At 72.8% G+C, this 26,485-nt stretch carries 21 protein-coding genes; 7 read left to right on the top strand and 14 right to left on the bottom strand.

Going from position 1 to position 26,485, the window contains the following annotated elements; genetic code table 11:
- Positions 1-94: 94 nt before the first annotated feature.
- From ACTHMF_RS05225 to ACTHMF_RS05210, 4 genes are all read right to left on the bottom strand, one after another.
- A complete protein-coding gene (locus ACTHMF_RS05225; RefSeq protein ID WP_440316581.1) occupies positions 95-1,387 on the bottom strand; it encodes an enolase C-terminal domain-like protein in 1,293 nt (430 codons plus the stop codon).
- Positions 1,388-1,497: 110 nt separating this feature from the next.
- Entirely contained in the window at positions 1,498-2,202 is a 705-nt protein-coding gene (locus ACTHMF_RS05220) for a GntR family transcriptional regulator (protein ID WP_440316580.1), read from the bottom strand.
- A 55-nt stretch (positions 2,203-2,257) separates the two neighbouring features.
- A complete protein-coding gene (locus tag ACTHMF_RS05215) occupies positions 2,258-3,211 on the bottom strand; it encodes an aldo/keto reductase (RefSeq protein WP_440316579.1) in 954 nt (317 codons plus the stop codon).
- Positions 3,211-4,332: a mandelate racemase/muconate lactonizing enzyme family protein gene (locus tag ACTHMF_RS05210; RefSeq protein WP_314148534.1), complete on the bottom strand. Its 1,122-nt coding sequence runs from the start codon at positions 4,330-4,332 to the stop codon at positions 3,211-3,213. The genes ACTHMF_RS05215 and ACTHMF_RS05210 overlap by 1 nt, the downstream gene beginning before the upstream one ends.
- Positions 4,333-4,444: 112 nt before the next feature.
- Here ACTHMF_RS05210 and ACTHMF_RS05205 point away from each other — a divergent pair, with 112 nt between their 5' ends.
- Positions 4,445-5,788 (top strand): alpha-L-fucosidase, encoded by a 1,344-nt coding sequence (locus ACTHMF_RS05205; protein ID WP_440316578.1) that lies wholly within the window; start codon positions 4,445-4,447, stop codon positions 5,786-5,788.
- A 1-nt stretch (position 5,789) separates the two neighbouring features.
- On the top strand, positions 5,790-6,620 hold the full coding sequence (locus tag ACTHMF_RS05200) for an amidohydrolase family protein (RefSeq protein WP_440316577.1): 831 nt from the start codon (positions 5,790-5,792) through the stop codon (positions 6,618-6,620).
- Here ACTHMF_RS05200 and ACTHMF_RS05195 read toward each other — a convergent pair.
- The 6 genes from ACTHMF_RS05195 to ACTHMF_RS05170 form a co-directional block, all read right to left on the bottom strand.
- Entirely contained in the window at positions 6,577-7,866 is a 1,290-nt protein-coding gene (locus ACTHMF_RS05195) for an MFS transporter (RefSeq protein WP_440316575.1), read from the bottom strand. The two genes, ACTHMF_RS05200 and ACTHMF_RS05195, sit on opposite strands and share 44 nt — an antisense overlap.
- A 32-nt stretch (positions 7,867-7,898) precedes the next feature.
- Positions 7,899-9,065 carry an ROK family protein gene (locus ACTHMF_RS05190; RefSeq protein WP_440316574.1) on the bottom strand — a complete coding sequence of 389 codons (1,167 nt, stop codon included), beginning with the start codon at positions 9,063-9,065 and terminating at the stop codon, positions 7,899-7,901.
- 70 nt (positions 9,066-9,135) lie between these two features.
- Positions 9,136-10,476, bottom strand: coding sequence for an ABC transporter substrate-binding protein (locus ACTHMF_RS05185; RefSeq protein ID WP_314148529.1), 1,341 nt, complete (start codon positions 10,474-10,476; stop codon positions 9,136-9,138).
- 7 nt (positions 10,477-10,483) lie between these two features.
- The gene (locus tag ACTHMF_RS05180) at positions 10,484-12,913 is read right to left on the bottom strand and encodes a glycosyl hydrolase family 95 catalytic domain-containing protein (protein ID WP_440316573.1); all 2,430 of its coding nucleotides are present in this window, start codon (positions 12,911-12,913) and stop codon (positions 10,484-10,486) included.
- Positions 12,910-13,878, bottom strand: coding sequence for a carbohydrate ABC transporter permease (locus ACTHMF_RS05175; protein WP_314148527.1), 969 nt, complete (start codon positions 13,876-13,878; stop codon positions 12,910-12,912). The genes ACTHMF_RS05180 and ACTHMF_RS05175 overlap by 4 nt, the downstream gene beginning before the upstream one ends.
- A complete protein-coding gene (locus tag ACTHMF_RS05170; protein WP_314148526.1) occupies positions 13,875-14,843 on the bottom strand; it encodes a carbohydrate ABC transporter permease in 969 nt (322 codons plus the stop codon). Before ACTHMF_RS05170 ends, ACTHMF_RS05175 begins: the two co-directional genes overlap by 4 nt.
- A 117-nt stretch (positions 14,844-14,960) precedes the next feature.
- Between ACTHMF_RS05170 and ACTHMF_RS05165 the strand changes: the two genes are divergently transcribed.
- From ACTHMF_RS05165 to ACTHMF_RS05155, 3 genes are all read left to right on the top strand, one after another.
- The gene (locus ACTHMF_RS05165) at positions 14,961-17,174 is read left to right on the top strand and encodes an alpha-galactosidase (RefSeq protein ID WP_440316572.1); all 2,214 of its coding nucleotides are present in this window, start codon (positions 14,961-14,963) and stop codon (positions 17,172-17,174) included.
- Positions 17,175-17,274: 100 nt separating this feature from the next.
- Positions 17,275-19,758, top strand: a complete 2,484-nt coding sequence (locus ACTHMF_RS05160) for a X2-like carbohydrate binding domain-containing protein (protein WP_440316571.1) — start codon at positions 17,275-17,277, stop codon at positions 19,756-19,758.
- 9 nt (positions 19,759-19,767) lie between these two features.
- On the top strand, positions 19,768-20,703 hold the full coding sequence (locus ACTHMF_RS05155; RefSeq protein WP_440316570.1) for an acetylxylan esterase: 936 nt from the start codon (positions 19,768-19,770) through the stop codon (positions 20,701-20,703).
- A 3-nt stretch (positions 20,704-20,706) separates the two neighbouring features.
- On the opposite strand, the gene ACTHMF_RS05150 is transcribed toward ACTHMF_RS05155, so the two are convergent.
- Genes ACTHMF_RS05150 through ACTHMF_RS05140 form a run of 3 tightly spaced genes read right to left on the bottom strand, consistent with a single transcriptional unit; the run spans position 20,707 to position 23,416 of the window.
- The gene (locus ACTHMF_RS05150) at positions 20,707-21,660 is read right to left on the bottom strand and encodes a D-alanine--D-alanine ligase family protein (protein ID WP_440316569.1); all 954 of its coding nucleotides are present in this window, start codon (positions 21,658-21,660) and stop codon (positions 20,707-20,709) included.
- The gene (gene alr, locus ACTHMF_RS05145) at positions 21,657-22,778 is read right to left on the bottom strand and encodes an alanine racemase (RefSeq protein ID WP_440316568.1); all 1,122 of its coding nucleotides are present in this window, start codon (positions 22,776-22,778) and stop codon (positions 21,657-21,659) included. The genes ACTHMF_RS05150 and alr overlap by 4 nt, the downstream gene beginning before the upstream one ends.
- Positions 22,775-23,416 (bottom strand): M15 family metallopeptidase, encoded by a 642-nt coding sequence (locus ACTHMF_RS05140; RefSeq protein WP_440316567.1) that lies wholly within the window; start codon positions 23,414-23,416, stop codon positions 22,775-22,777. The genes alr and ACTHMF_RS05140 overlap by 4 nt, the downstream gene beginning before the upstream one ends.
- 145 nt (positions 23,417-23,561) lie before the next feature.
- Between ACTHMF_RS05140 and ACTHMF_RS05135 the strand changes: the two genes are divergently transcribed.
- Positions 23,562-24,782 carry a DNA polymerase domain-containing protein gene (locus ACTHMF_RS05135; RefSeq protein ID WP_440316566.1) on the top strand — a complete coding sequence of 407 codons (1,221 nt, stop codon included), beginning with the start codon at positions 23,562-23,564 and terminating at the stop codon, positions 24,780-24,782.
- A gap of 78 nt (positions 24,783-24,860) precedes the next feature.
- On the opposite strand, the gene ACTHMF_RS05130 is transcribed toward ACTHMF_RS05135, so the two are convergent.
- Positions 24,861-26,024, bottom strand: a complete 1,164-nt coding sequence (locus ACTHMF_RS05130) for a hypothetical protein (RefSeq protein ID WP_440316565.1) — start codon at positions 26,022-26,024, stop codon at positions 24,861-24,863.
- 200 nt (positions 26,025-26,224) lie between these two features.
- Here ACTHMF_RS05130 and ACTHMF_RS05125 point away from each other — a divergent pair.
- On the top strand, positions 26,225-26,485 hold a 261-nt coding region (locus ACTHMF_RS05125), incomplete at its 3' end, for a MerR family transcriptional regulator (protein WP_440316564.1).

Raw genomic sequence — 26,485 nt, 5'->3', positions numbered from 1 at the left:
CCCGCCGCCGCGGCGGGGCGCGCGGGGGTGCGGGGGGGGTGGTTGGGGGGGGCCGGCGCCCCCCCCCCCCCCCCCCACTCGCCTCTCGCGGCGGTTACGCGGGCTGGGGTGCTCGGTACTCGTGGGCGGCTAGGGAGGCGGGGAGCATCTCCATGCCGGTGCCGGAGGTGAGGGGCGCGCGGTAGCGGCCGCCCGCGACCTCGACGGGGGTGACGAAGTGCTCGTGGAGGTGCTTGGTGTACTCGATCATGCGGCCGTCCTGGCTGCCGGAGACGGCGACGAAGTCGAACATCGAGAAGTGCTGCACCGCCTCGCACAGGCCGACGCCGCCGGCATGCGGGCAGACCGGCACCCCGAACTTCGCGGCGAGCAGCAGGATGGCGATGTTCTCGTTCACACCGGCGACGCGCGTCGAGTCGATCTGGACCACCGACGCCGCGTCCGCCTGCAGCAGCTGCTTGAACAGCACCCGGCTCATCCCGTGCTCGCCGGTCGCGACCGGGATGGGCGCGATCGCCCGCGCGATGGCGGCGTGCGCGAGGACGTCGTCCGGGCTGGTCGGCTCCTCCACCCACGCGAGGTCGAAGGGCTCCAGCGCGCGGATCCACTCGATCGCCTGGTCGCGGTCCCAGCGCTGGTTGGCGTCGACGGCGATGCGGATGTCCGGGCCGACCGCCTCGCGGGCGATCGCGAGGCGGCGGAGGTCGTCCTCCAGCCGGTCGCCCACCTTCAGCTTGATTTGCCGGAAGCCGTCGTCGACCGCCTCCACGGCCAGCCGGCGCAGCTTGTCGTCGGAGTAGCCGAGCCAGCCGGGGGTCGTCGTGTAGCCCGGGTAGCCGTTCGCGAGCAGTTCGCGCTCGCGGTCCGTCCGCCCCGGCTCTGCCGCCCGCAGCAGGGCGAGCGCCTCCTCCGGGGTGAGCGCGTCGGTCAGGTAGCGGAAGTCGACAAGGCCGACCAGCTCCTCCGGCGTCATCCTTGCGAGCAGCTGCCACAGCGGCAGGCCGGCGCGCTTGGCCTTGATGTCCCAGAACGCGTTCACGACGGCGCCGATCGCCATGTGCATGACGCCCTTCTCCGGCCCGAGCCAGCGCAGCTGCGAGTCGTGGACGAACTCGCGCCAGAAGCTGCCGAGGTCGTCGAGGATCTGCTCGACGTCGCGCCCGATGACGCGGTGCGCGACCGCATCGATCGCGGCGACCTGGACGTCGTTGCCGCGGCCGATGGTGAAGACGAAGGAGTGCCCCTCGATGCCGTCCGCGGCGTCCGTCGTCACCCGCAGGTAGGCGGCCGAGTAGTCGGGGTCGGGGTTCATGGCGTCGGAGCCGTCCAGGAGCGCGGACGTCTCGAAGCGCACATCCAGGGTCTCGAAGCCGGTGACGGTGCTCACGGCGCTCTCCTCTCAATCAGCGATGCCCATATCCTATTGGATATAGTCTCAGCGATGCGAGCGCGAAGACACCGAAGCCGCGCCCGACTCGGCTCCGCCCTGCTCCGCCCCTACGCGCCGCCCTCGAGGCTCTGCGCGATGCGCTGGTACGAGCGCTCGATGTGGTCGAGCATGGCCCGCTGCGCGCCGTCCGCGTCGCCGGCCCGCAGCGCGGCGAGGACGGCGTCGTGCTCCTCCGACGTCTCCTCGGCGACGCCGTGCTCGAAGTAGACGCGGTACTGGTGGAGGTGCGAGCGCAGCCGGAAGACCGCGTCCGCGAGCAGCGCATTGCCGGCGTGCTCGGCGATGATGCGGTGGAAGTCCGCGTCCTGCTTCGCGAAGTCCTTGTAGTCGGTGAACCGGTCCGCGCCGGCCTGCGCGGCGGCGCCGCTGACGTGCATCTGCTCGCAGAGCCGCTGCAGCTCGTCGAGCGTCTCCCCGTCCATCCGGGCGGCGGCGCTGTGGGCGGCGTGCGGTTCGAGCAGGCGGCGCATCTCGAAGAGCTCGCGCAGGCCCTCCGCGTCCAGCAGCGGCGCCGCGGTGTAGCCCTTCAGCGCCTTCTTGACCACGAGGCCCTCGGATTCCAGGCGCGCGAGCGCCTCGCGGACCGGCGTCGGCGAGACGCCGAGCTCACGCGCGATGCCGTCGATGCTGGCGCGGCTGCCCGGCTCGATCACCTGGTCCATGAGCAGCCCGAGCACCGCGTCGTAGACGTCGTCCGCGAGGGCGCGGCGGGCGGGCAGCAGGTGGTCGCCTGCGGCGCGTTCGATGCTCATGTGCACATCCTAGGCGGCGGAGCGGTCGGCCTAGAGGAAACAGGATGCAGGATGCTCACGGCAGCAGTCCGGCATCCTCCAGCTCGGCCCACAGCTCCTGCGGCACGGCGGCGTGGGCGAGGCCGGCGTTCCTGGTGATCTGCTCCGGCGTCTCCGCGCCGAGTACGACGGTCGAGACGGCGGGATGCCGCAGCGGGAACTGCACCGCCAGCTGCGGCACGGTCACGCCGTAGCCGTCGGCGATGTCGGCGATGCGCGCAGTGCGCTCGATCAGCGCGGCGGGCGCGGCGCCGTAGTCGAAGGTGGCGCCGGCGCGCGGGCGGTCGGTCGCGAGAATGCCGGAGTTGAACACGGCGGCGACCACCACGGCGACGCCGCGCTCCTGGGCCGCCGGAAGCAGGTCGGCGGCCGCGCCGCCGTCGAGCAGCGTGTAGCGGCCCGCGCACATCACGACGTCCAGGTCGGTCTCGCGGACGAACCTGGTCAGCATCGCCGACTGGTTCATCCCGGCGCCGTACGAGCGGATGACGCCCTGCGACCGCAGCTCCTCGAGCGCGGGGAAGGCGCCTTCGACGGCCTCCCTCTCATGCTCGTCCGGGTCGTGGACGAACAGGATGTCGATGCGGTCGAGGCCGAGCCGCTGAAGCGAGTCCTCCACCGATCGCAGCACGCCGTCCCGCGAGAAGTCGAAGCGCCGCCTGCGGGTCGCCGGGACGTCGAACAGGTTGGCGATGTCGGTCTCGCCCGGCCGGGCGTCCGGGTTCGGCTCGATGATGCGGCCGACCTTCGTCGAGAGCACGAAGGCGTCCCGCGGCAGGCCGCGCAGCCCCTCGCCCAGCCGCTCCTCGGCGAGCCCGAGCCCGTAGTGCGGCGCGGTGTCGAAGTAGCGGATGCCCGCGTCCCAGGCGGCGGGGACGATGGCGGGCCAGACGTCGTCCGGGCGCGCGCCGTAGAGGTTGCCGAGCGCGGCGACGCCGTAGCCGATGGCGGGGAGGTCCGGCGCCGTCATCAGGCGACCCTCCTGTCGTCGATCGCGTCGAGATCCCAGTCGATCCCGAGCCCGGGCGCCTGCGGTGCGAGCGCACGGCCGTCGCGCACGGCGAGCTCCGTCGCGGTGATCGCGCGCAGCTGCGGGATGTGCTCCAGGTAGAGCGCGTTCGGCACCGCGCAGCACAGCGAGACGTGCAGCTCCATCAGGAAGTGCGGGGCGACGGGGACGTTGAACGCCTCGGCGAGGTGCGCCACCTTGAGCCACGGCGTGATGCCGCCGATCCTGGCGACGTCCACCTGGACGACGGACGCGCCACCGGCCTGCAGGTACTCGCGGAAGTGCCCCACCGAGTAGATCGACTCGCCGACGGCGACCGGGATGCTGGTCGACCGCGCGAGCCTGCCGTGACCCGCCACGTCCTCTGCGGGCAGCGGCTCCTCGAACCAGAAGATGTCGAGCGGCTCCAGCAGCGCGGCGCGGCGGATCGCCTCGGCGGCGGTCAGCGACTGGTTGGCGTCCACCATGATGTCCATCGTGTCCCCGACGGCCGCCCTGACCGCGGAGAGACGCTCCGCGTCCTCGTGTCCGCGCGGCTTGCCGACCTTGATCTTCACGCCGCCGAGTCCGCGGCGCTGCGAGGCGAGCGCCTGCTCCACCAGCTCGTCCGTCTCCAGGTGCAGCCAGCCGCCCTCGGTGTCGTAGAGCGGGATGCTCGGGGCGTGCCCTCCGGCGGCGACCCAGAGCGGGAGCCCGGTCGAGCGGCAGCGCGCGTCCCAGACGGCGGTATCGACGGCGGCGAGCGCGAGCGCGGTGATCACCCCGACCGTCGTCGCCCTGGTCGCAGAGAACAGGGCGCGCCACACCGCCTCCGGCCGGTCGGCGTCGAGGCCGATCACGGCGTCCAGCAGGCAGCTGCGCAGCAGGCTCAGCACCGCGGCGCCTCCCGTCCCGATGGTGTAGCTGTAGCCGACGCCCTCGGCGCCGCCCGCGGTGCGCAGGCGCACGAAGATCGTCTCCTGCTTGAGGAAGGACTGCACAGCGTCCGTGCGGACGGTCTCCACCTCCAGGTCGCTCAGCCAGGCCTCGGCGGCGACGATGATGGAGTCGGCGCTCGGGCGGAGCGACGGGACGGTCGTCATCGGGTCCTGCTTTCTGAGGCGGCTGCCGCTGTCGGGGAATGCCTATTGCCTATAGGATATGCGGACGGGAAGAGCCCTCACAATCCGTTCGCCGAAGAAGGAGAATCGCAGCGTGGCCACGATCACCGACCTCGTCCGCCCCGACAACTACCGGCGATTCGAACGCGAGGTGCCGCGCTGGTACACCGACGCGAAGCTCGGCGTCTTCGTGCACTGGGGACCGTACTCCGTGCCGGCGTGGGCGGAGCCGATCGGCGAGCTCGGCACCATCGACGACGGCTACTGGTTCACCCACAACCCGTACGCCGAGTGGTACTTCAACACCATCCGGATCGCCGGCAGCCCCGCCGCCGAGCACCACAGGGAGGCGTACGGCGACGCCCCCTACGACGACTTCCTCGACGCGTGGGACGCGTCAGCGTTCGACCCGGCCGAGCTCCTCGCGCTCGTGAAGAGCACCGGGGCCGGCTACTTCGTGCCGACCACCAAGCACCACGACGGCGTGACCCTGTGGGACGCCCCCGGCACCGGCGACCGCAACACGGTCGCGCGCGGCCCGCGCCGCGACCTCGTCGCCGCGTTCGAGCGCGCGACGAGGGAAGCGGGCCTGCGGTTCGGCGTCTACTACTCCGGCGGCCTGGACTGGCACGTCTCGCAGCTGCCGCCGATCACCGCGGAGGGCGACGCCTTCGTCCGGCCCGTGGATGCCGGCTACGCCGAGTACGCGCACGCGCAGGTCGCCGACCTCATCGACCGGTACGCGCCCGACGTCCTCTGGAACGACATCGACTGGCCGGACGCGGGCAAGCCCTCCGGGCCGTTCAGCGCCGAGTCGCTGTTCGAGCGCTTCTACGCCGCCAACCCGGAGGGCGTGACGAACGACCGCTGGGGCGCAACGCACTGGGACTACCGGACGAGCGAGTACCAGCAGGACACCGAGGTCGAGCGCTCGGGGGCGTGGGAGAACTGCCGCGGGATCGGCTACTCGTTCGGCTACAACAGCCTCGAGGACGAGTCGCACCTGCTGAGCGGCCCCGCCGCGGTGACGACGTTCGTCGACATCGTCTCGCGCGGCGGCAACCTGCTGCTCAACATCGGGCTCACCGCGAGCGGGACGGTCCCGGAGCTGCAGCGCAGGACGCTGGAGCACCTGGCCGCCTGGAACGCGGTCAACGGGGACGCCGTGTTCGGCTCGACGCCGCTCGACACCGCGATCGCCGGGCCGTCGGAGACGCCGTGGCTGCGCTGGACGCGCACCGGCGAGACCGCGAACGCGTTCGTGGACGCGGCCGGCGAGGTGCGCCTCCCGGCCTCGGCCGCGGTGGATGCGGCGAGCGCCCGGCTTGCCGACGGCAACCCGGTCGCCGCGACCCGCGACGGGGATGCGATCGTGCTGACCCTGCCGCGGCCGGAGCTCGCCGGGCCGACGCTGGTCCGGTTCGGGCTGCGGGGCTGAGATGACGGTCGACGCGCACCTGCACCTCTGGGACCTGGACGCTGTCGCCTACCCGTGGCTGACCAACGACCTCGCCCCGATCAACCGCACGTTCGGCTTCGCCGAGGCGCGGCCGCAGCTGGAGCGGGCGGGCGTCGACCGGGTCGTGCTGGTGCAGGCCGCGAACTCGGCGGCGGACTCCTCCGCCATGTTCGCCGTCGACTCCCCGCTGGTCGCGGGCGTCGTCGCCTGGGTCGACCTGCTGGATCCGGACGCGGCCGCCCGGCAGCTGGAGGACTGGAGCGCGCATCCCGCGTTCGTGGGCGTCCGGCACCTCATCCACGACGAGCCGGATCCCGACTGGCTGGGCCGCCCGGCCGTGCGCACCTCGCTCGCGCTGCTCGCGGAGCGCGGGCTCGCGTACGACGTGATCGGCGTGCTCCCCCGGCACCTCGAGCACGCGGTCGCCCTGGCCGACGCGCTGCCGGACCTGCGGCTCGTGATCGACCACCTGGGAACGCCGCCGGTCGGCGCGGACGGCGAGGAGCCGTGGGCCGGCTGGATGCGCGCGCTGGCCGAGCGGGACAACGTGTGGGTCAAGCTGTCCGGGCTGACGACGCTCGGTGGCGGCGCGGACGCCGCGCGGTTGCGCCCGTACGTCGACCGGGCCCTGGACGCGTTCGGCCCGGCGCGGCTGCTCTACGGCGGCGACTGGCCGGTCTCGACGCTCGCGGGCGACTACGCGCACACGCACGCGGTGGCGCGCGAGCTGATCGCGGGGCTGTCCCCGGCCGAGCAGCACGACATCCTCACCGCCTCCGCCGAGCGCGCGTACCGCCTCCCCGCGCGCTGACCGACCCCGTTCGGTACGTTCCCTCCCTGCTCGACCAGGGACGGACGTACCGGGCGGGGACGGCCTGGGGGCGCGACGGGAACGAGCGGCGGGCCGCGAGGACGATGACGAGGCCGGCCAGCACGAGGGCGGCGCCGACGAACGGCAGGACGCCGAGGCCCGGCCCGCCCAAGACGCCGGCGCCGATGGCCGCGCCCGCGCCGATCCCGATGTTCGCGGTCGCGTTGATCAGGGCGCCCGTCGCCTCCGGCGACGCGCCGCGCGCGCGAATGGCCGCGGTCTGGAACACGGACGCCATGCCGCCGAAGCCGGCGCCCCAGAGCACGGCCGCCAGCAGCATCCCGGGCAGCGCGGGGAACGCGAGGCCCACCGCGATCAGGCCCGCGGTCACCGCGACCAGCAGCGTCAGCACCGCCGCGCGCGGGCGCCGGTCGAGCGTGACCGCCGCGAACCAGGTGCCGAGCATCCCCACCGCTCCCATGCCGAGCAGCACGGGGCCGACCCCGGCCTCGGGGAGGCCCCCGGCCAGCAGCAGCACCGAGACGAACGTGTAGACGGTGAAGTGGCCGAGGTAGACGACGGTGTTGGCGGTGGACACGACACCGAGGCGCACCCGGCGGGCGCCCGCCCCCTCGCCGAGGTGCGCGCTGCCGCCGCCCGGCACGGCCGGCAGCAGCAGGGCGACGACGCCGAGCGTGACCGCGCAGACCGCCGCCAGCACGCCGAACGCGGCGCGCCAGCCGAGCGCGGTGCCGAGGGACGTGGAGAGCGGGACGCCGAGCACGAACCCCGCCGCCGCGCCGGCGGTGACCAGCGCGAGCGCCCTGCCGGTGTGCTCCGGCCGGACCAGACGGGAGGCGTAGCCGATGCTCACCGAGAAGAACAGCGCGTGCGCGATGCCGCCGAACGCCCGGCCGGCCGCGAGCACCGCGAAGTTCGGCGCGACGGCGACGACCACGTTGCTCAGCGTGTACGCCACGAGCGTCGACTCCAGCAGTCCCTTGCGCGGGAGCCGGGACGTCCAGACGGTCAGCGGGACCGCGAGCACCGCGACCATGAACGCGTACACCGTCACCAACAGTCCGGTGACGGAGTCCGAGACGCCGATCTCGCGCCCGATCGCCGGGAGCAGGCCGACGGGCAGCATCTCGGTCGTGACGGCGAGGAAGGTCGCGACGGTCAGCGCGACGATGCCGCCGGTGGCCTCGCGGACGGTTCCTGGGCGGTAGGCCTGAGCGACGGGCATGCGGTCGATGCTACGCGCCGGCGCCCGGTGGGCTAGACCACGAGCGACCGGATGGCCGCCGCCGCCGCTCCCCTGGCCCAGTCCTCGAACGTGTGCGGGCGCACCACGATGCGGGCGCGGTCCGCGGAGGCGAACACGTGCTCCGCGTAGGACGCGCGCAGCGCCTCCTCGAGCAGGTCGAAGTTCGCGACCCCCTCGCCGCCGATGATGACGAGCTCGGGGCCGACCATGTTGACGAGGCTGGCGATGGCGGCGCCGATGACCTTCCCGGCCTCGGCGAAGGCGAGCACCGCCTGCTCGTCGCCCGCCCTGGCCAGCTCGACCGCCTCGTCGATCGCGACGGGACGCCCGTGCCCGGCCGACACCGATGCGACGATCGCGTTCGTCGCGGCGACCGCCTCCACGCATCCGCGCCTCCCGCACGCGCAGACACGGTCGGGCGAGGTCAGCGGCAGGTGCCCGATCTCGCCGGCGACGCCGTACGCGCCCTCCACCACCTCCCCGTTCAGGTGGAGGCCGCTGCCGATTCCGCGGCCGATCGTCACGATCGCGAACGAGCTGGTGCCGAGGCCGACGCCGAACCAGTGCTCGCCGATGGTCAGCGCGCGGACGTCGTTCTCGACGACGACCTCCGCCTCCAGCCGTTCGCTCAGCGCCGCGCCGAGCTCGACGCCGCGCCAGCCCATCTGGGCGGAGTCGCGGACGACGCCGGTCTCCGTGTCCACGTCGCCGGAGACCGCGACGCCGATGCAGGCCAGCCGCGAGCGCAGCCCGCCCAGCTCCGCGCGCAGCCGCGAGCAGAGCTCGACGATCGCGTCGGTGACGGCGACCGGATCGTGCGAGGTCAGCGGGAGCCGGTCGGAGCGGATGATGCGGGTGGTGAGATCCGTCGCGACGCCGATCAGCTCGTCCGCGTTCACCTTCACGCCGAGCGCGACGACGGCGTCGGGCACCAGCGCGACCGGGCTCACCGGCCGCCCCGGCAGGCCGGTCAGCGTCGGGTCGCGCGAGTCGTCCACCAGCCCGGCCGCGACCAGCGGCGCCACCGCCTTGGTGACGGCGGCCTGGGACAGGCCGGTCAGCCGGGCGACGTCGATCCTGCTGATCGGGCTGCGCGTGAGGATGGTCGTGAAGACCCTGGTTGCCGCGTCGGACGACGATCCGAGCAGCGCGGTGCGCGCCCGCGTCTCGTCGTTCATCTCGTTCCCTCTCGTGTCGGAATCCGGCGGCGTGCGAGGCCTGTGACCTCGTCCGCCGCCGGTCGTTCTGCTACTGCTTGGCGAGGATCTCCTTGGACTTCGCCTGCGCGGTCTTCAGGAAGGACGACGTGGTGTCCCCATTGAAGAATGCCTCAAACATCGGCTGCAGTGTGTCCGTGAGCTCCTGGCCGTTCGCGGTCGGCGGCGCCGGGTACAGCTCGCCGTTCTTGAGCGCGTCGACGAAGCTGGAGATGTCGACGCCCTCCGCCTTCTGCGCCTCGACGGTCGACTGCAGCGCCGACGCGATGGACGGCAGGAACGTCGCGGTCTTGCCTGCGAGCGTCTGGCACTCGACCGACCCCATGTAGGAGACCCACTTCCAGGTCTGGTCGACGTGCTTGGTTCCGACGAAGATGTTGTTCGCGTTGGAGTTGCTGATCATCCCGCGCCCGTCCGGGCCCTTCACCGTCGGCGCGATGCCGACCTTCAGGCCGGGCACCTTGGTGATCGTCGTCGCGTTCCAGGTGCCGTCCTGCGCCATCGCCACCTGGCCCGCGCCCATCTGCTCGGAGGAGGAGACGGTGAACTGGCCGAACTTCGGCATCAGGCCGCGGTCGCCGAGACCCCGGATGTAGTCGAGCGTCTTCGCGAGCCGCGGGTCGTCGAACGGCAGCTGCTTCGGCCAGGCCTTCACGTCGCCGCCGAGCTTCCAGCCGAGCGTCGTCACGAACGGGTTCCACGACGTCTGGCCGTTGAAGTCGCCCGCCGCGAGCGTCCCGATGCCGTAGGTCTTCACGTTGTTCTTGTCGAAGCCGGGCTCGTCGCCGCGCTTGCCGTTCTTGTCGACGGTCAGGTGCGCGACGATCTTGTCGAACGTCCCTCCGTCGTCCGGGTTCCAGGTCATGTCCTTGATGTCGGCGTCGGTGTAGCCGGCCGCCTTGACCATGTCCTCGTTGAAGTAGATGGCGGCGCCCGCCCAGTCCAGCGGGATGCCGTACTGCTTGCCGTCCGTGTACTTCCACGAGTCGACGCCGATGTTGAACTTCTTCAGGTCGAAGTCGGTCTTCTTGATCAGGTCGTCGAGCGGCATGATCTGCTTCTGGCCCGCGTACTGGCCGAGCAGCGGGACGCTGTTCTGGAACGCGTCGGGCGCGCTGCCGGAGACGAACCCGGCGGTGAGCTTCGTGAAGTAGTCGGTCACGTTGTACTGCGAGATCTTGACCGTGATGTCCGGGTTCTCCTTCTCGAACCCGGGGATGCACAGTTTGTAGTTGGCCGCCTGGTGGTCGTCCCACGTCCACCAGTTGACGGTGACCTTCTCGCCGGACGCGTTGTCCGACGAGCAGGCCGCGAGGCCGAGGGCCGCCAGTCCCGCGGCGGCGATGCCTGCGATGATGCGGAGCTTCTTCATGAGTTCCTCACTGTGATTGCCCGGACACCGTCATCGGTGTCGGGAGGGGGTGTTGTGGTGGGTTCGTGACGACGGCCGACCCGGTCGCGGGCAGGAGCACGTCGAAATCGGTGTCGCCGGTGCGGACGCGGACGGTCCGCTCGGCGGCGTGCGGGTTGTGCAGGACCGCCTGCTCGAGCAGGCCGCCCGACCAGCGCAGGTCCACGAACAGGCCGCCGCGGGCGCCGAGCCCGTCGACGCGGCCGTCGGGCCAGGCGCCCGGAAGCGCGGGCAGCAGGTGGAGAATCCCGGCGTGGCTCTGCAGCAGCAGCTCCGCGATCGCGGCGGGGAAGCCGAGGTTCCCGTCGATCTGGAACGGCGGGTGCGTGCTGAACAGGTTCGGCAGCAGGCCGCCCCACTCCGAGCCGTCGACCGGGCCGTGCCGCAGTGCGTCGCCGCGGTAGGGCGTGAGCGCCTGGCGCAGCAGGTCGTGCGCCTGGTCGCCGTCGCCGAGGCGGGCGCGCAGTGCGATCTTCCACGCCCACGACCAGCCCATCGCGCCGGGGCCGCGTGCGTCGAGGAACCGTCGTGCGGCCTCCGCCTGGTCGGGGGTGCCCTCCGGCGTCGTCAGGTCCAGCGGGTAGAGCCCGACGAGCGGAGACAGGTGCCGGTGCGCCGGCTCGTGCTCCTCCACCTCGGCCGACCACTCCAGGGTACGGCCGTCCCTCCCGATCCCCGGCGCGGGGATGCGGGCGAGCGCCCCGGCGAGCTCCGCGCGGAACGGGCCGCCGGCGTCCTCGATGCCCAGCGCGTCCATCGCCTGCAGCGTCCTGGCCAGGAGCGCCCTGATCAGCTCGCGGTCGGACGTCGCGGTGAGGCCGAGGGCGCGGGGGACGCCGTCCGCGTCGCGGTACATGTTCTCCGGCGAGGTCGACGGCGCCAGGTACGCGACGCCCTCGGCGTCGACCTGCAGCCAGTCCAGGCAGAACTCGGCGGCACCGCGCAGCAGCGGCCAGATCCGGTCGCGGAGCAGGACGGTGTCACCGGTGAACGCGTACTGATCCCAGAGCGAGTGGCACAGCCACACGCCTCCCATCATCCAGATCGCCCAGCTCGGCGCACCGCGGCCCATGCCGACCGGCAGGCTCCAGCCCCACAGGTCGCTGTTGTGGTGGGCCACCCAGCCGCGCGTGCCGTACAGCTCGCGTGCGACGTCGGCGCCCGTGCGCGCGATGCGCTCGACCAGGGCGATCTGCGGTTCCGCGGCGTCCACCATCCCGAGCGGTCCCGCCGCCCAGTAGTTCATCTGCGTGTTGATGTTGATCGTGTAGTTGGACGACCAGGCCGGCCGCGTCTCGCCGTTCCAGATCCCCTGCAGGTTCGCGGCGGGCGCCCCGTGGCGCGAGCTGGAGGCGAGCAAGTAGCGCCCGTACTCGGCCGCGATCGTCGCGCGCAGCGCGTCGTCGTCGCCGTCGAGCACGTCCGCCTCGACGTCCCAGCGGCCTTCGCGCCGGCCGCCGATCGCGAACCGCGCCGCCGGGCGGCGCGCGGCGTCGCCCGTCTCCGGGAACGCTCCGTCGCCGATGGCGCCGGACGCGCGGTCCCTGGCACGGTTCCGGATCGCCTCGTGGGAGGCGGTCCGCCACTCGTCGCCGGCGCCGGCCCACCACGACTCAGCGCGTGTCGACGACGAGAGGGCGATCAGCAGCCGGCCGGCGCCGCGGACGATCAGGGCGTCGCCCTCGGTCTCCGCCGCGCCGTCGCTCCGCACCGCGATGGCCGCGGCGGCGAAGCCGTCGTACCGGTCGTCGCCCTGCTCCGCGTAGCGCAGCGCGGGGACCACCGATGGTTCGTGGAGCGGCGCCCCGTCGACCGGGACGGACACATCGAGCACGATGCCGTCGCCGTCGGAGCGCCTGCCCGTCTCGCGCAGCGGCGTCGTCAGCAGCAGCCGCAGCTCCGGCAGCGGGCGATCGGACACGATCGAGACCAGCAGGACGCCGTCGACGACGGCGGACGAGCGCACGACGTGCGCGCCGCCGGCCTCCAGCCGCTCCTCGACGACGGCGCGGTCCAGGTCGAGCACGCGGGCGGGCTCGCCGTCGGCGGTCCTCGCGCCCGGCAGCTCGACGGCGAGGTCCACGAACGGCAGGAACTCCTGGCTGTAGCGTCCCTCGAACGTCAGCAGCAGGCGCTCCGCCGCATCCAGGTCGCCGGACGCGAGCGCCTCGCGCGCCTCGCGCAGCCGCTCGGGGCCGGCGCCGCCGGCGACGACGCGGGCCAGCTCTTCTGCGGGGATGTCCGGGGTCCCCGACCACACCGTCGCGTCGTTCACCCGGTAGCGTCCGCCGGCGCCGCCGAAGACCATCGCGCCGAGCCGGTCGTCGCCGATCGGCACGGCCTCCTCCCAGTGCTCGGCCGGCGTCCGCCAGGCGAGCTGCAGCGTCCGCGCGCTCATTTCAGCCCCGAGAAGCCGATCGAGTTCACGATGCGCTTGCCGAAGACCATGAACAGGATGAGCATCGGCAGCGCGGCGACGAGGGTCGCTGCCATCAGGCCCGCCCAGTCCGGCATCGTCTGCGGGGAGGATTGCTTGAAGACGGCGAGCCCGAGCGTGAGCGGCTGGACGCTGGAGTCCGTCGTCACCAGCAGCGGCCAGAAGTAGTCGTTCCAGACCCCGATGAAGCCGAGGATGGACAGCGTGATGATGGGCCCGCTCGTCATCGGGATGGTGAGCCGGAACAGGATGCGGAGCTTGCCTGCGCCGTCGAGGAGCGCAGCCTCCTCGATCTCGGTCGAGAGGCCGAGCATGAACTGGCGCAGGAAGAAGATGTTGAACGCCGAGAACAGTGCGCCGGGCAGGATCATCCCGGCGAACGTGTTGAGCAGGCCGAGCTCCTTGATCAGCACGAAGTTCGGCAGCAGCGTGAGGATGCCGGGCACCATGAGCGCGGCGAGGAAGAGCGAGAACACCAGCTCGCGGCCGCGCCACTGCAGCCGGGCGAAGGCGTACGCGGCGATCAGCGAGAAGAACACGATCAGCACGGTGGAGAGCGTCGCGTAGACGACCGAGTTGACCAGGTAGTGCAGGATCTGCACCGTCGCCCCGGAGCCACCCTGGGCGATCGCCTCCTGCGCGTCCTCCAGCCCCAGCACCCGCAGGAACGGGCCGAACGTGAAGCCGACCGGCAGCGGGGAGGACGGGTTCGCGATCATCGCGTAGTTGTTCGAGAGCGCCGAGCGGAGCATCCAGTAGAACGGGAAGATCGTGATCAGCACGATGATCGCGAGGTAGACCCAGGCGATGGTGCGGCCGACCGTCGGGCGGCGGCGGCTCCGGCGGGCCGGAGCGGGGCGGGGGCGGTCAGCGACGGGCCCGGCGGGGGCGGCGGGCGCGGGGTGCGGCGTCGTTGCGGTGGTCATGCGTTGTCCGATTCGCTCGCGCGCAGCAGTCTCATCTGCACGAAGGTGATCACGATCAGGATGGCGAAGAGCGCGAGCGACATCGCCGACGCGTAGCCGAAGTCGAACTGGCCGAAGGCCTTCTGGTAGATGTACATCTGCAGCACGTTCGACGCGTGCGCCGGGCCGCCCTTGGTGGCGACGGAGACGATGTCGAAGACCTGGAACGCGCCGATCACGTTGAGCACGACGACGAGCGCGAGGATCGGGCGCAGCAGCGGGAGGGTCAGCCGGAAGAACATCTTCGGCTCGCTCGCCCCGTCGATCCTGCCCGCCTCGTAGATGGACGGCGGGATGGTCTGCAGCCCGGCGAAGATGATGATCGAGGTGTAGCCCATGTTCTTCCACACGTGGATGAGCGCGAGCGACGGGATCGCCCACTCGCGCGAGGTGAGGAACCGGATGCCGTCGCCGCCGAGCGCGTGCACCAGCTGATTGACGATGCCGAGTTGCGCGTCCAGCATCCAGGACCAGACGGTCGCGGCGACGACGCCGGAGATGAGGAACGGCAGGATGATCAGCCCGCGCAGGACCGTGGATTTCGTCACCCGGTGCAGCACGGCGGCCGTCATGAGGGAGACGACGAGGGTGAGCGCGACGGCGATGAGCACGAAGTAGACCGTGATGCCGAGGGACTGCCAGAAGGTGTCGTCCTGGAACAGCTCGACGAAGTTCTGGACGCCGATCCAGGTGGGCGAGCTCAGCAGCCGGTAGTCGGTGAAGCTCAGGTAGACGCCGCGCAGCGTCGGGTAGAGCGCGAACACCAGGAAGCCGATCATCGCCGGCGCGACGAGGATCCAGGCCAGTCTCGCGTCGCCGCGGTGGGACGGTGCGAAGGCGTTGACCTGGCGCCGGGAGCGACGCCGCTGCGCGCGTCCGGACGGCGCCGGCGGCTCGATCGCGGTGGGGACGTTGGAGATCGTCATTGGTCTTCCTTCTCGGACCCGACACATCGTCGGGCGGGGGATCCGGGGTTGCAGAACTCACAGTAGGCATGGTTAATTGACACTGTCAAGTAACCCCCCTTCGGTAGGAGTCCCTCCATGCTCGACGGCTACGGCGCCGTTCTCGCCCTGCGCGCGGCGGGCGCATCCCTCGTCATCGACACGGCGGGACGGGTGCCGCGCGTTCTGCACTGGGGCGCCGATCTCGGGCCGCTCGACGCGGCAGCCGCCGACGCGCTGCGTGCCACGGCCGGCCCGGCCGTGCTCAACAACTCCCCGGACGTGCCGCGCACCTTCAGCCTGTGGCCGACCGAGTTCGAGGGCTGGGCGGGGACGCCGGCGCAGGAGGGGCACGCGGCGGGCACCGCGACGACGCCGCGCCCGGAGACCACCGCGGTTCGCCACCGCCCGGCGGGCCGGGACGGCGAGAACGGCGGCACCATCGAGATCGACCTCGCCGACGAGATCACCGCGATCCGCTCCACGATGGTGCTCGCGATGGACCGGTTCGGCGTGCTCTCGGTGGACATCGCCCTGCAGCGCGACGCCTCCCTGGCGGCAGACGGCGCTCCGATCCCGTACACGCTGGACGCCCTGCGGGTGCTGCTGCCGGTGCCGGAGCGGGCGACCGACATCCTCGACTTCACGGGAAAGTGGTGCCGGGAGCGCGCGCCGCAGCGCGGGCCGGTCTTCTTCGGCAGCCACGTGCGCCGCGCGCGCCGCGGCAAGCCGGGCCACGACGCGCCGTTCCTGGTGGTCGCGGGAACCGCCGACCTCGGCTTCCGGCGCGGCGAGGCGTGGGCGACGCATCTGGCCTGGAGCGGCGACGCCGAATACGTCGTCGAGCGGCTGACCGAGGGCGCCGGTCCGTTCTCCGCCACGATCGGCGCGGGAGAGGGCCTGCGTCCCGGCGAGATCGTCCTCGCCGACGGCGAGCGCTACGTCGCCCCCACCGCGCTGTTCGTCTGGTCGGCCGAGGGCCTGGACGGACTCGCCGCCCGGCTGCACCGCCGGCTCCGCGCGCGGCCGGCGCATCCGTCGACCCCGCGCCCGCTCACGCTCAACTCCTGGGAGGCGGTCTACTTCGACCACGACCTCGACCGGCTCACCGCCCTGGTCGAGCGGGCCGCCCGGGTCGGCGTCGAGCGCGTCGTGCTCGACGACGGCTGGTTCCACGGGCGCAGGGAGGCGAACGCCGGCCTCGGCGACTGGTTCGTCGACCGCTCCGTCTGGCCGGACGGCCTCGGCCCGCTCGTGCAGCTGGTGCGCGGGCACGGGATGCAGTTCGGCATCTGGTTCGAGCCGGAGATGGTCAACCTCGACTCCGACCTGGCCCGCGCGCACCCGGACTGGGTGCTCGGGCCGCGCGACGCCCTCGGCGCGACGGCGCGCGACCAGTACGTCCTCGACCTCACCCGGCCGGACGCCTACGAGCACGTGCTCGCGAGGATCAGCGCCATCGTCGACGAGTACGCCGTCGACTACATCAAGTGGGACCACAACCGCGACCTGTCGGAACCGGTGAGCGGCGCCGCCGGCATCGACCGGCCGGCGGTGCACGAGCAGACGCTCGCGCTGTACCGGATGCTCGACACCCTGCGGCGGCGGCACCCCGGGCTGGAGATCGAGACGTGCTCCGGCGGTGGCGGCCGAGTGGACCTCGGGATCCTCGACAGGACGGACCGGGTCTGGGCCTCCGACTGCAACGACCCGGTCGAGCGCCTGCAGATCGAGCGCTGGACGCGCATGCTGGTGCCCCCGGAGCTCATCGGGTCGCACCTGGGCGCTGAGCGGTCGCACACCACGTCGCGCCGCACCGACCTCTCCTACCGCCTCATCGTCGCGCTCACCGCGCACGCCGGCATCGAGTGGGACCTGCAGGAGGCCGACGAGGACGAGCTCGAGCGCATCGCGCGCTGGGGAGCGGCGTATCGCGAGCTGCGCGGGCTCATCCACACCGGGACGGTCGTCAACGCCGACCTCGCGGACGACGCGACGGTGCTGACCGGGATCGTCGCGACCGACGGCGGGCGGGCGCTGTTCACCTGGGCGCGGCTGGCGACCTCCGCCGCCGGACAGTCCGGCCGCGTGCGCTTCCCCGGCCTCGACACCGCCGCGCGCTACGCGGTGCGCATCCGCGAGGACGTCGGCGAGGCCTCCCGGCACCAGAGCGCCGACCCGTCCTGGGTCACCGGCGCGCTGCGCCCGGACGGGATCGAGCTGCCGGGCTCCGTGCTCGCCGGAGCGGGCGTCCCGATGCCGACGCTCAACCCCCAGCAGGCCATGCTCTTCGACCTGGTCCGGCTGCCGTGACGCGGCCGGCGCCCCGCGGACATCTCCGCGCCCTGGACGGCCCACCGCAATAACCGCTCCCGCGCACCGACGCGCCCGAGCGCTTCAGAGAGGAAGACGCATGACACGCCAGACACGCGCGCGACGGGGACTCGCCGCCCTGCTCGCCACGATCGCAGCCGTGGGGATGGCGGCCGCCGCCGCGGTCCCCGCCGGCGCGACGCCGACGCCCACCGCGACCGCCTCCCCCGCCGCCTCCGCGACGCCCCCGACGCCCGCGGCTGCGGCGACCACCGCGGCCGCACCGGACGCGTGGGCGGCGAAGCCGTACATGGGCTGGAGCAGCTACAGCATGCAGGTCTACTCGGGGAACCCGAAGTGGATCACCGCCGACCAGCTTCTCGCCCAGTCCGATGCGATGCACGCGAAGCTCCAGAAGGCCGGCTACGACTACATCAACGTCGACTCCGGCTGGACCGACCACGTCGACGGCAACGGCCGGCCTGCGCCAAGCGCCGAGCTGTACCCGCAGGGCCTGCAGAAGGTCATCGACCACGTGCACGCGAACGGCCAGAAGTTCGGCCTCTACCTCATCCCCGGCATCTCCCCCGCCGTGTACGAGAAGGCCTACCCGATCGCGAACGCTCCCGGCTGCACCACCCACGACATCGTCAAGCAGCCCCTGCAGCAGGCCGACTACTGGAAGATCGGCTACCGCATCGACTTCGGCAACCCGTGCGCGCAGAAGTACGTCGACTCCGTCGTCGACCAGCTGGCAGCGTGGGGCGTGAACTTCCTGAAGTTCGACAGCGTCACGCCGGGCTCCGGGGTCAGCGACCTGTCGCTCGACGCGCGCGACGACGTCGCCGCCTGGTCGAAGGCTCTGAAGAGCAAGGGCATCTGGTTCGAGCTGTCGTGGGCGCTCGACATCGACTACGCGGACACCTGGAAGCAGTACGCGAACGGCTGGCGCGTGGAGTGGGACGTCGAGTGCTACTGCGCCGGCGTCGCGCTGACCCAGTGGGACAACATCGCGCGGCTGTTCCCGCGCGCCGCCGACTGGTGGCGGCACGCCGGCCCCGGCGGCTGGAACGACTTCGACTCGCTCGACGTGGGGAACGGCACGATGGACGGCCTGACCCGCGACGAGCGCAGGACTGCGACGACGCTCTGGGCCATCTCCGCCGCCCCGATGTACGTCGGCAACGACCTGACGAAGCTGGACGCGTACGGGATCGACCTGCTCACCAATCGCGAGGTGGTCGCCGTGAACCAGGCGGGCACGCCGGCGCAGCCGGTCTCCACCGCGACGGACAAGCAGGTCTGGTACGCGCCGAACGCGGACGGCAGCTTCACGGTCGCGCTCTTCAACCTCGGCCGCACCGACGCGGACGTCACGGCGAAGTGGTCGGACATCGGCCTGAAGGGCGCCGCGAGCGTGCGCGACCTGTGGGCGGGCACGGACCTCGGCACCTTCGCGTCGTCGTTCACCGGCAGCACCATCCCGATCCACGGCGTCCGCCTGCTGAAGGTGACCCCGCAGAAGGGGACGACGGTCTCGCTCAACGACGACGCGCAGCGCGTCCAGTACGAGGGCGCGTGGACCCGCAACGACGGCCGCGAGGTCGCGGCGACCACCCAGCCGCTGCAGGTGGCGGTGGGCGACTCGTCCGCCGGCGCCGTCCCCGCACCGCCGGCCTCCGGCCGGATCGTCGCCGTCAACGACGACGATCCCGGCATCGCCTACAGCGGCAGCTGGGGTCAGAGCGGCTCGCGCGGCCTGGGCGACTACAAGGACGACGTGCACTACGCCGAGGCGGACGGCGCGTCGTTCCAGTACACCTTCACCGGCACCGGGATCGACTACGTCACCGAGCTCGACACGTCGCAGGGCGACGTCGACGTGTACCTCGACGGCGTCTTCCAGAAGACCGTGAGCACCGGCCGCGACGCCGGCCAGCCGCGCCAGTCGCAGCAGGTCGCCTGGAGCGCGACCGGTCTGCCCGACGGCTCGCACACCCTGCGCGTCGTCAAGAAGTCCGGCGGGTTCATGCTGCTGGACAAGCTGGATGTGACGCTCTCGTCGCTGCTGGACCCGGACACGGCCGTGTTCGACAAGGCGAAGCCCGCCGACGTCTCGGTGACCCTGCGGCGCGACGGCGGCGAGCTCGCCGGGATCAGCCGCGACGGAGCCGACCTGACGGAGGGCACCGACTACACCGTCTCCGGGACCACGGCGACCATCCGCTCGGCGTACCTCGCCGGTCTCCCGGACGGCACGGCCTCGCTCGGCTTCCGGTTCCGCGGCGACGCCCACGACGACGTCCACGCGACGACGGCCGACGGGGCGACGGTGAGCCTGTCCTTCCGCGGCACCGGGGTCGCCTGGATCGGCGCGACCGCCCCCGACCAGGGCACGGCCGCCGTGTACGTGGACGGGAAGCTCGTCAGGACGGTCGACACGCACTCGGACGCCCGGCGCACCGGCCGGACGCTGTTCAGCGTGGACGGGCTGCGCGACGGCGACCACCGCATCACCGTCACGAAGGTGTCGGGCGACGTGCTGCGCACCGACCTCTTCCGCTACACCGTGAAGAAGAAGTAAGGAGAGAGCATGACCAGCCTCGCCCGATCGGGCGGCGTCGCCCGTCCGCGGTTCCCCGCCCTGCTCGGCACCGATCCGCTGCCGACGCCGGACGACTACCGCGCGTACTGGGAGGACGCGCTCGATCGGGCGCGGCGCCGGCCGCTGGCCGTCTCCGTCGCGCCGGTGGACACCGGTCTGACCGAGATCGAGGTATTCGACGTCTCGTTCTCCGGCTACGACGGCCGCAGGGTCACCGGCTGGCTGCGGCTGCCGCGGCGCCGCGACCGGCCGCTTGGCGCGGTCGTCCACGCCAACGGCTACGGTGCGGGGCGGCTCTCGCCGATCGACGACCTCACCTGGTCCGCCGCGGGCCACGCGCACCTCCTGGTGAACACCCACGGCCAGGGCGGCGGTTCCACCGGCCACCTGCTGGAGGGCGTCGACGACCCGCAGACCGCGTACTACCGGGGCGTCCTGGTGGACGCGGCCCGTGCAGTGGAGGCGGTCAGAAGTCTGGACGAGGTGGACCCGTCCCGCGTCGCGGCGATCGGCAACAGCCAGGGCGGCGGGATCGCGCTCGGCGTCGGCGCGCTCGTCCCCGACCTCGCCGGCGTGCTCGCGCAGGCCCCGTTCCTCACCGCGGCTCCGATCGCTCTGCAGCACGCCGCGCAGGGGCCGTGGACGGAGCTGCGCGCCTACCTGGCCGAGCACCCGGATCGGGCGGCCGCCGTCGCACGGACCCTGGCGTACGTGGACGGTGTCACCTCCGTGCGGCACGCGAGCGCACCCGGCTGGATCTCCGCGGGAGGCGCCGACGACATCTGCCCGCCGGAGACCGCGCGGGCGGCAGCGGCCGCCTACGCGGCGCCGGTGGTCTTCCGGGAGTGGCCGGACGCCGGCCACGAGGCGGGCGGGACCGCCGACCGGGCCGCGGCACTCGGCGTCCTCGGCTCCCTTCTGTGAGGCTCAGGCGAGCGCCGTCTCCAGGAGCGTCTGCACCAGCGCCGGGTACGGCATCCCCTCGGCGGCGAACATCCGCGGGAACTGGGAGCGGCTGGTGAAGCCGGGGAACGTGTTCACTTCATTGAGGACGGTGCCGGCGTCGGTGACGAAGAAGTCGACGCGCGCGAGACCGGAGCAGCCGAGTGCGCGGAACATCGTGCGCGCGTGCTCCTGCAGCGTGCTCGTCAGGGCGGCGGGGAGGTCGGCGGGGAGCGCGAAGGACGGCTCCCTGCCGTACTTGGCGTCGGTGTCGAACACCTCGTCGTCCGCCTTGACGATCTCCAGCGGCGCCGAGCAGCGCAGCGTCCCGTCCGGCAGCTCCAGCACGCCGACGTCGATCTCGCGCCCGCGGACCATCGCCTCGACGAGCACGCGGTCGTCGCCGTCGAGCGCGGCGGCGACCGCGGACCGGAGGCGGTCCCGGTCCGTCGCGACCGCGAGCCCGTGACTGGAGCCTCCGCTGTTCGGCTTCACGACGGCGGGCAGCGGGACCGTGCCGAGCCGCGGATCGGTGGGCGAGGTCACCACGATCCCGGGGGCGACGGCGACGCCGGCGTCCGCCGCGACCAGCTTCGTCACGCGCTTGTCCATCCCGAGCGCTCCCGCGCCGACGCCGGAGCCGACGTACGGCACGCCGGCGAGCTCGAGCAGCCCGGCCGCCGCACCGTCCTCGCCGAGCGCGCCGTGGAAGGCCGGCACCACGACATCGGCCGCGGCGAGCGCGGACGCGAGCCCGCCGAAGCCGGCTCGGGACCCGTCAGGGGCCGTCCACGACCCGTCCCGCTCCTGCACGAACAGCAGGACGCGCCAGCGCTCCGCGTCGACGGCGCCCGCGATGTCGCGCGCCGAGGCGAGCGACACCTCGTGCTCGCTGCTGGTCCCGCCGCCGAGCACGACGACCGTGCGCGCGGCGCTCACGCTCCGCCCTCCACCGTGCGCAGCGCCCGGCCGGCGGTGCCGACCGCGGTGAGGACGTCCTGCGGCACCGTCCCCGCCCAGCGCGCCCAGTCCGTCGCGGTGGGCTCCCCGAGCAGGTCGTCGCCGAGCACCACCACCTCGTCGCCGACGGCGGCGCCGCCGTCGCCCAGGTCGACGACGGTCGCGTTCATCGACACGGCGCCGACGATGCGGCGCCGCGTCCCGTTCACGCTCACGTACGCGTCGCCCGCGTGGATGCGCGGCAGGCCGTCCGCGTAGCCGAGCGGGATCAGCCCGAGCCGGGTCGGGGCGTCCGCGACCCAGGTGCCGCCGTAGCCGACCGCCGTCCCCGCCGCCGCGTCGCGCACCTCGATCAGGCTGGTGCGCAGCCGCATCGCGGGGCGCAGGCGGGTGCGGCCGGAGAGCTCCACGCCGACGAGGCCGGCGCCGATCCGCACGAGCGTGCCGCGCGTCGGCGGGTCGTTCAGTGCGGCGGAGGTGGCGGCCAGGTGCAGCCACGTCGGCCGGCAGCCCGCCGCCCGGACGATCTCGACGCCGCGACGGAACCGGAGCACCGCGGCGCGCGTCGCCGGGTGGCCGGGGACGTCTGCGTTCGCCAGGTGGCTCATCACGCCGTCGACGCGCACGGCGCCGCGCGCCTCCAGGGCCGCCGCCTCGGCGGCGAGCGCGTGCCACTCCTCGCGCGGCGCGCCGTCGCGGGCGAGGCCGGTGTCGAGCTGCAGGTGCACGGCGACGGTCGCGCGCCCGCGCGCCGCCTCCCGCAGCTGCTCCACCGAGCAGACCGCGAGCGCCGTCCCCAGCTCCGCCGCCCGCTCCCCATCGAGGCCGTCCGGGTTCATCCAGCTCAGGATGGGCGCGGTCAGCCCCGCCGTCCGCAGCTCGTCCGCCGCGTCGAGGCCGACCACCCCGAGCGACGCGGCTCCTGCGGCCAGCGCCGCGCGCGCGACCGTCACGGCGCCGTGGCCGTAGCCGTCGCTCTTCACGGCGGCGAGCATCGGGACCGGGACCCGCTCGGCGATGAGGGTCGCGTTCGCCGAGATCGCAGCGGGATCGACGGTCAGCGCGGTGCGGTGCCGATGCACCGTCCGCACCGTCATGCCGCCGTCTCCCCGGCGTCCGCAGCGTCGGGCTCGATTGGCCCGTACAGCGCGGCGGGCGCACCCACCGTCAGCGCCCAGTACCGGTCGCCGAAGCTCCAGTGCCACCACTCGGTCGGGTAGTTCACGAGACCGGCGTCGCCGAGCGCCCCGGCGAGCAGCGCGCGGTTCGCCGCCGCCTCGGCGCCGATGCCCGGCGCGTCGAAGTAGCACGCGCCGTCGCTCTGCTCCGGCGTCGCGTCGATCGGCGTGCCGAGGTCCAGCTCCCGGCCGTCCGCGTCCACCAGGGTGAGGTCGACGGCGGCGCCGGCGACGTGCGGAGCCACCTCCACCGGGGAGACGAACCGGCTGGTCAGTGTGCGCAGCTCGTCGTCGCCGATGTGCGGATGCCGCCCCCGCAGCTCCGCGCTGTACCGCTCGACGATGGCGCGCTGCGCGGCGACGGGACGGTGCCCCTCCACGACGCGCAGCGCGACACCGGACGGGAGCAGGGCGGAGGCGCGCAGCAGCCGCTCCGCCACCCCCGAGCGCACCAGGGCGCGTGCGGGGCCGAGCCGCGCGGGCAAGGCGACGAGCGGTTCCCCGGTGTCGTCGACGGGGATCGCGGAGACGCGTGGATCCGAGAGCAGTATCGTCACGTCCCCGACGCTAGGGGCGGCGGGCGGGGCCGGGCGTCCGCCTGCCGGGGGCTTCGGCACGCCGCGGGGATGACCCGGCGTCGCTCTGGAGGATGACGCCGGAGGGACCCTCCCCCGGCGCGCGTCACGGGGCTACGGTGGCGGGATGAGCCCGTCTGCGAAGTCCGAGACGTTCCTCGAGGTGGACGGCCGCGAGGTGCGCATCTCGAATCCCGGCAAGGTGGTCTTCCCCGAGCCCGGCCTCACCAAGCTCGACCTGGCGCGGTACTACGTCGCGGTCGCGGACGGCGCCCTGCGCGGGGCCGGCGGCCGGCCGATGGTGCTCAAGCGCTTCGTGAAGGGACTCGGCCAGGAGCCGTTCTTCCAGAAGCGCGTGCCGGAGGGCCACCCCGATTACATCGACACCGCCACGCTGCGCTATGCGAGCGGCACCTCGGCCGAGGAGGCCGTGCTGCGCGACGCGGCCGGGCTCGCCTGGGTGTCGAACCTCGGCTGCCTCGACCTCAACCCGCATGCCGTGCGCGCGGAGGACCTCGACCATCCCGACGAGCTGCGCGTCGACCTCGACCCGATGCCCGGCGTCGACTGGTCGCAGATCGTGGACGTCGCCTTCGTCGCGCGCGAGGTGCTGCGGGACGTGGGGCTGACCGGCTGGCCCAAGACGAGCGGGTCGCGCGGCCTGCACGTCCTCGTCCGCATCGAACCGCGCTGGGGGTTCGCCGACGTGCGGCTCGCCGCCGAGACGCTCGCCAGGGAGGTCGAGAACCGCGCGCCGGGCCTCGCGACCGCGCACTGGTGGAAGGAGGAGCGCGGCGAGAGCGTGTTCGTCGACTTCAACCAGAACGCCAAGGACCGCACGGTCGCCTCGGCGTACTCGATCCGCCCGCTGCCGGACGCCAGGGTCTCCACGCCGCTCGACTGGGACGAGGTGCGCTCCCGCCGTCCGGAGGAGTTCACCGTGCCGACCGTGCTGCAGCGGTTCGCGGATCGCGGCGACCCGCACGCGGGCATCGACGCCGAGGCGGGCTCGCTGGACGGCCTGCTCGCGCTCGCGGCCGAGCTCGGCCCGGCGGAGAAGCCGCCACGGTCGGGCGACGGCGCCGGCCGCCGGGTCTCCACGATGCCGCTCATCGAGGTCGCCCGCACCAAGACCAAGCCGGAGGCGATGGATGCGCTGGAGCGCTGGAAGGCGGCGAACCCGACCGCCGCCGCGCTGCTGCACCCCGCCGACGAGCTGGTCGACGGGATGCGCGGCTCCAGTTCGCAGTGGTACCGGGTGCGGATCAACCTCCAGCACGTCCCGGAGCCCGACCGCCCCGCCCAGGGGCAGCTGCTCGCGGACTACGACCCCTGGGCGGGCCGCTGACGCGACTGCTCCCCCGGCGCGCGCCGAGCGGCCGCGACACGCCGCCGCGCACGCGGTGACGCGGCGTGTCGCGGCGGGTCAGTAGAAGGTGACCTTCACGACCCCGTCGGCGGTGATGGAGATGTCGGCGCTGAGGTACCCCGCCTGACCGGTGAGGTTCTCCGTGCCGGCGGCTCCGAGATAGGTCGTGCCCGACATCACGGCCGAGAACTTCCCGCCGCCGATCTCGAACTTGTACAGCGAGCCCGTCTCACCGACGGTGACCTTCGGCGACTCCTCCACCGTCACGGCGACCGTCGACTGCGAGGTGGCCAACTCGCTCGGGCGGCTGAGATCGATACCGCAGTCCTCGACCTCGTAGTAGTCCGTCTTCGTGGCGCACTGCGCGTAGTGGGCGTCCAGCTGCTTCTGCACCTCGGCCACGTAGGCCGCGGACGGCGTCAGGTCGAGCTGCTCCAGTTCGTAGGCGTCCGGCGCGACGGTGAGCTTCGGGTCACCTGCGAGCTCGTAGTACTTGTTCGGCGCCTGGATGTCGTACACGCCCGGGTAGGCGGTGACGTCAGCGGACTTCGACGTGATCAGCGCGTCCGCGCCGGCGACGCGGAAGCCCGGCAGGGCCGAGGACACGTACGGCAGCTGGTAGGTCAGACCACGGCTGACGTACCAGCCCTTCTCGTCCTTCTCCAGCTCGAAGGTGCCGCGGTAGGACTTGCCTGCGAGCTTGTACGCGACCGCCACCTGCGTGAGGTCGGAGCTGGGGCTCTTCTGGACACTGGTGAGCTTCGGGGAGGAGATGAGTTCGGCCTCGTCCAGGACGGCGTCGGCCAGCAACCCGTAGTTCTCGTCGGACGAGTCGACCCGCGCGAGCGCGTTCGCCGCCGACGCGTCCCCCGTGGCGATGGCGTTCACATACTGCTCCGCGACGGACCTGGCGCCGCTGCCGCCGAGCAGGACGTTGAACAGCACGACGGCGCCGACCACGACCAGGATCACGAGGGCGGCCGCCCCGCCGATCACCCACCACACCCACGCACGGATTCCGCGCTTGGCGGCGGCCGAGGCAGCGTACGGATTCCCCTGAGGCTGCGGCGGGTACGGCTGCTGGGGAGCCGGCTCGCCGTAGACAGGCGGGGCAGGCTCCGGCTCGGCCTGCTGGGGCGGGTGCGCTGGCCCGATCGGCTGCACGGGATGGCCCGGCTCGGTCGGCGTGTCCGGCTCGACAGGCTCGTTCGGGTTGCTCAAGGTTCCCCCTGTGTCGTCGATTCTGGTGAGTGTGCAGCGGAGGCAGCCGTCGTGATACACGAGGGCCGCCCACTCGCGTTGATATGTTAGCGTACGTATGTTCCATCTCAAGCCCGAGTTTCACGCCGAGCACCTCGCGCGGCACGGCCCATCGGAACGGGTACTGGTAGTGCCGCTACCGGTAGTGCTACTATCAGCGCGTGCTCATCTCCGAACTCGCCGAACGCTCCGGCACCCCCGCCGCCACCATCAAGTACTACGTGCGCGAGGGGCTGCTCCCCGCCGGCGAGCGCGTCGGCGGCAACCGCACGCTCTACGAGGAGGAGCACGAGCGCCGGCTCCGGCTGATCCGCGCGATGCTCGAGGTGGGCAAGCTGTCCATCGCGGCGGTCCGCGGCGTGCTGGCTGCCCTCGACGAACCGGGCGCCCCGGTCGCGCACGCGTTCGACGCCGCGCAGCAA

The sequence above is a fragment of the Leifsonia sp. genome (assembly GCF_051955155.1).
Lineage (GTDB): Bacteria > Actinomycetota > Actinomycetes > Actinomycetales > Microbacteriaceae > Leifsonia.
The sequence above is the reverse complement of the archived record's forward strand: the minus strand, read 5'-3'. Positions and strand labels throughout refer to the sequence as shown.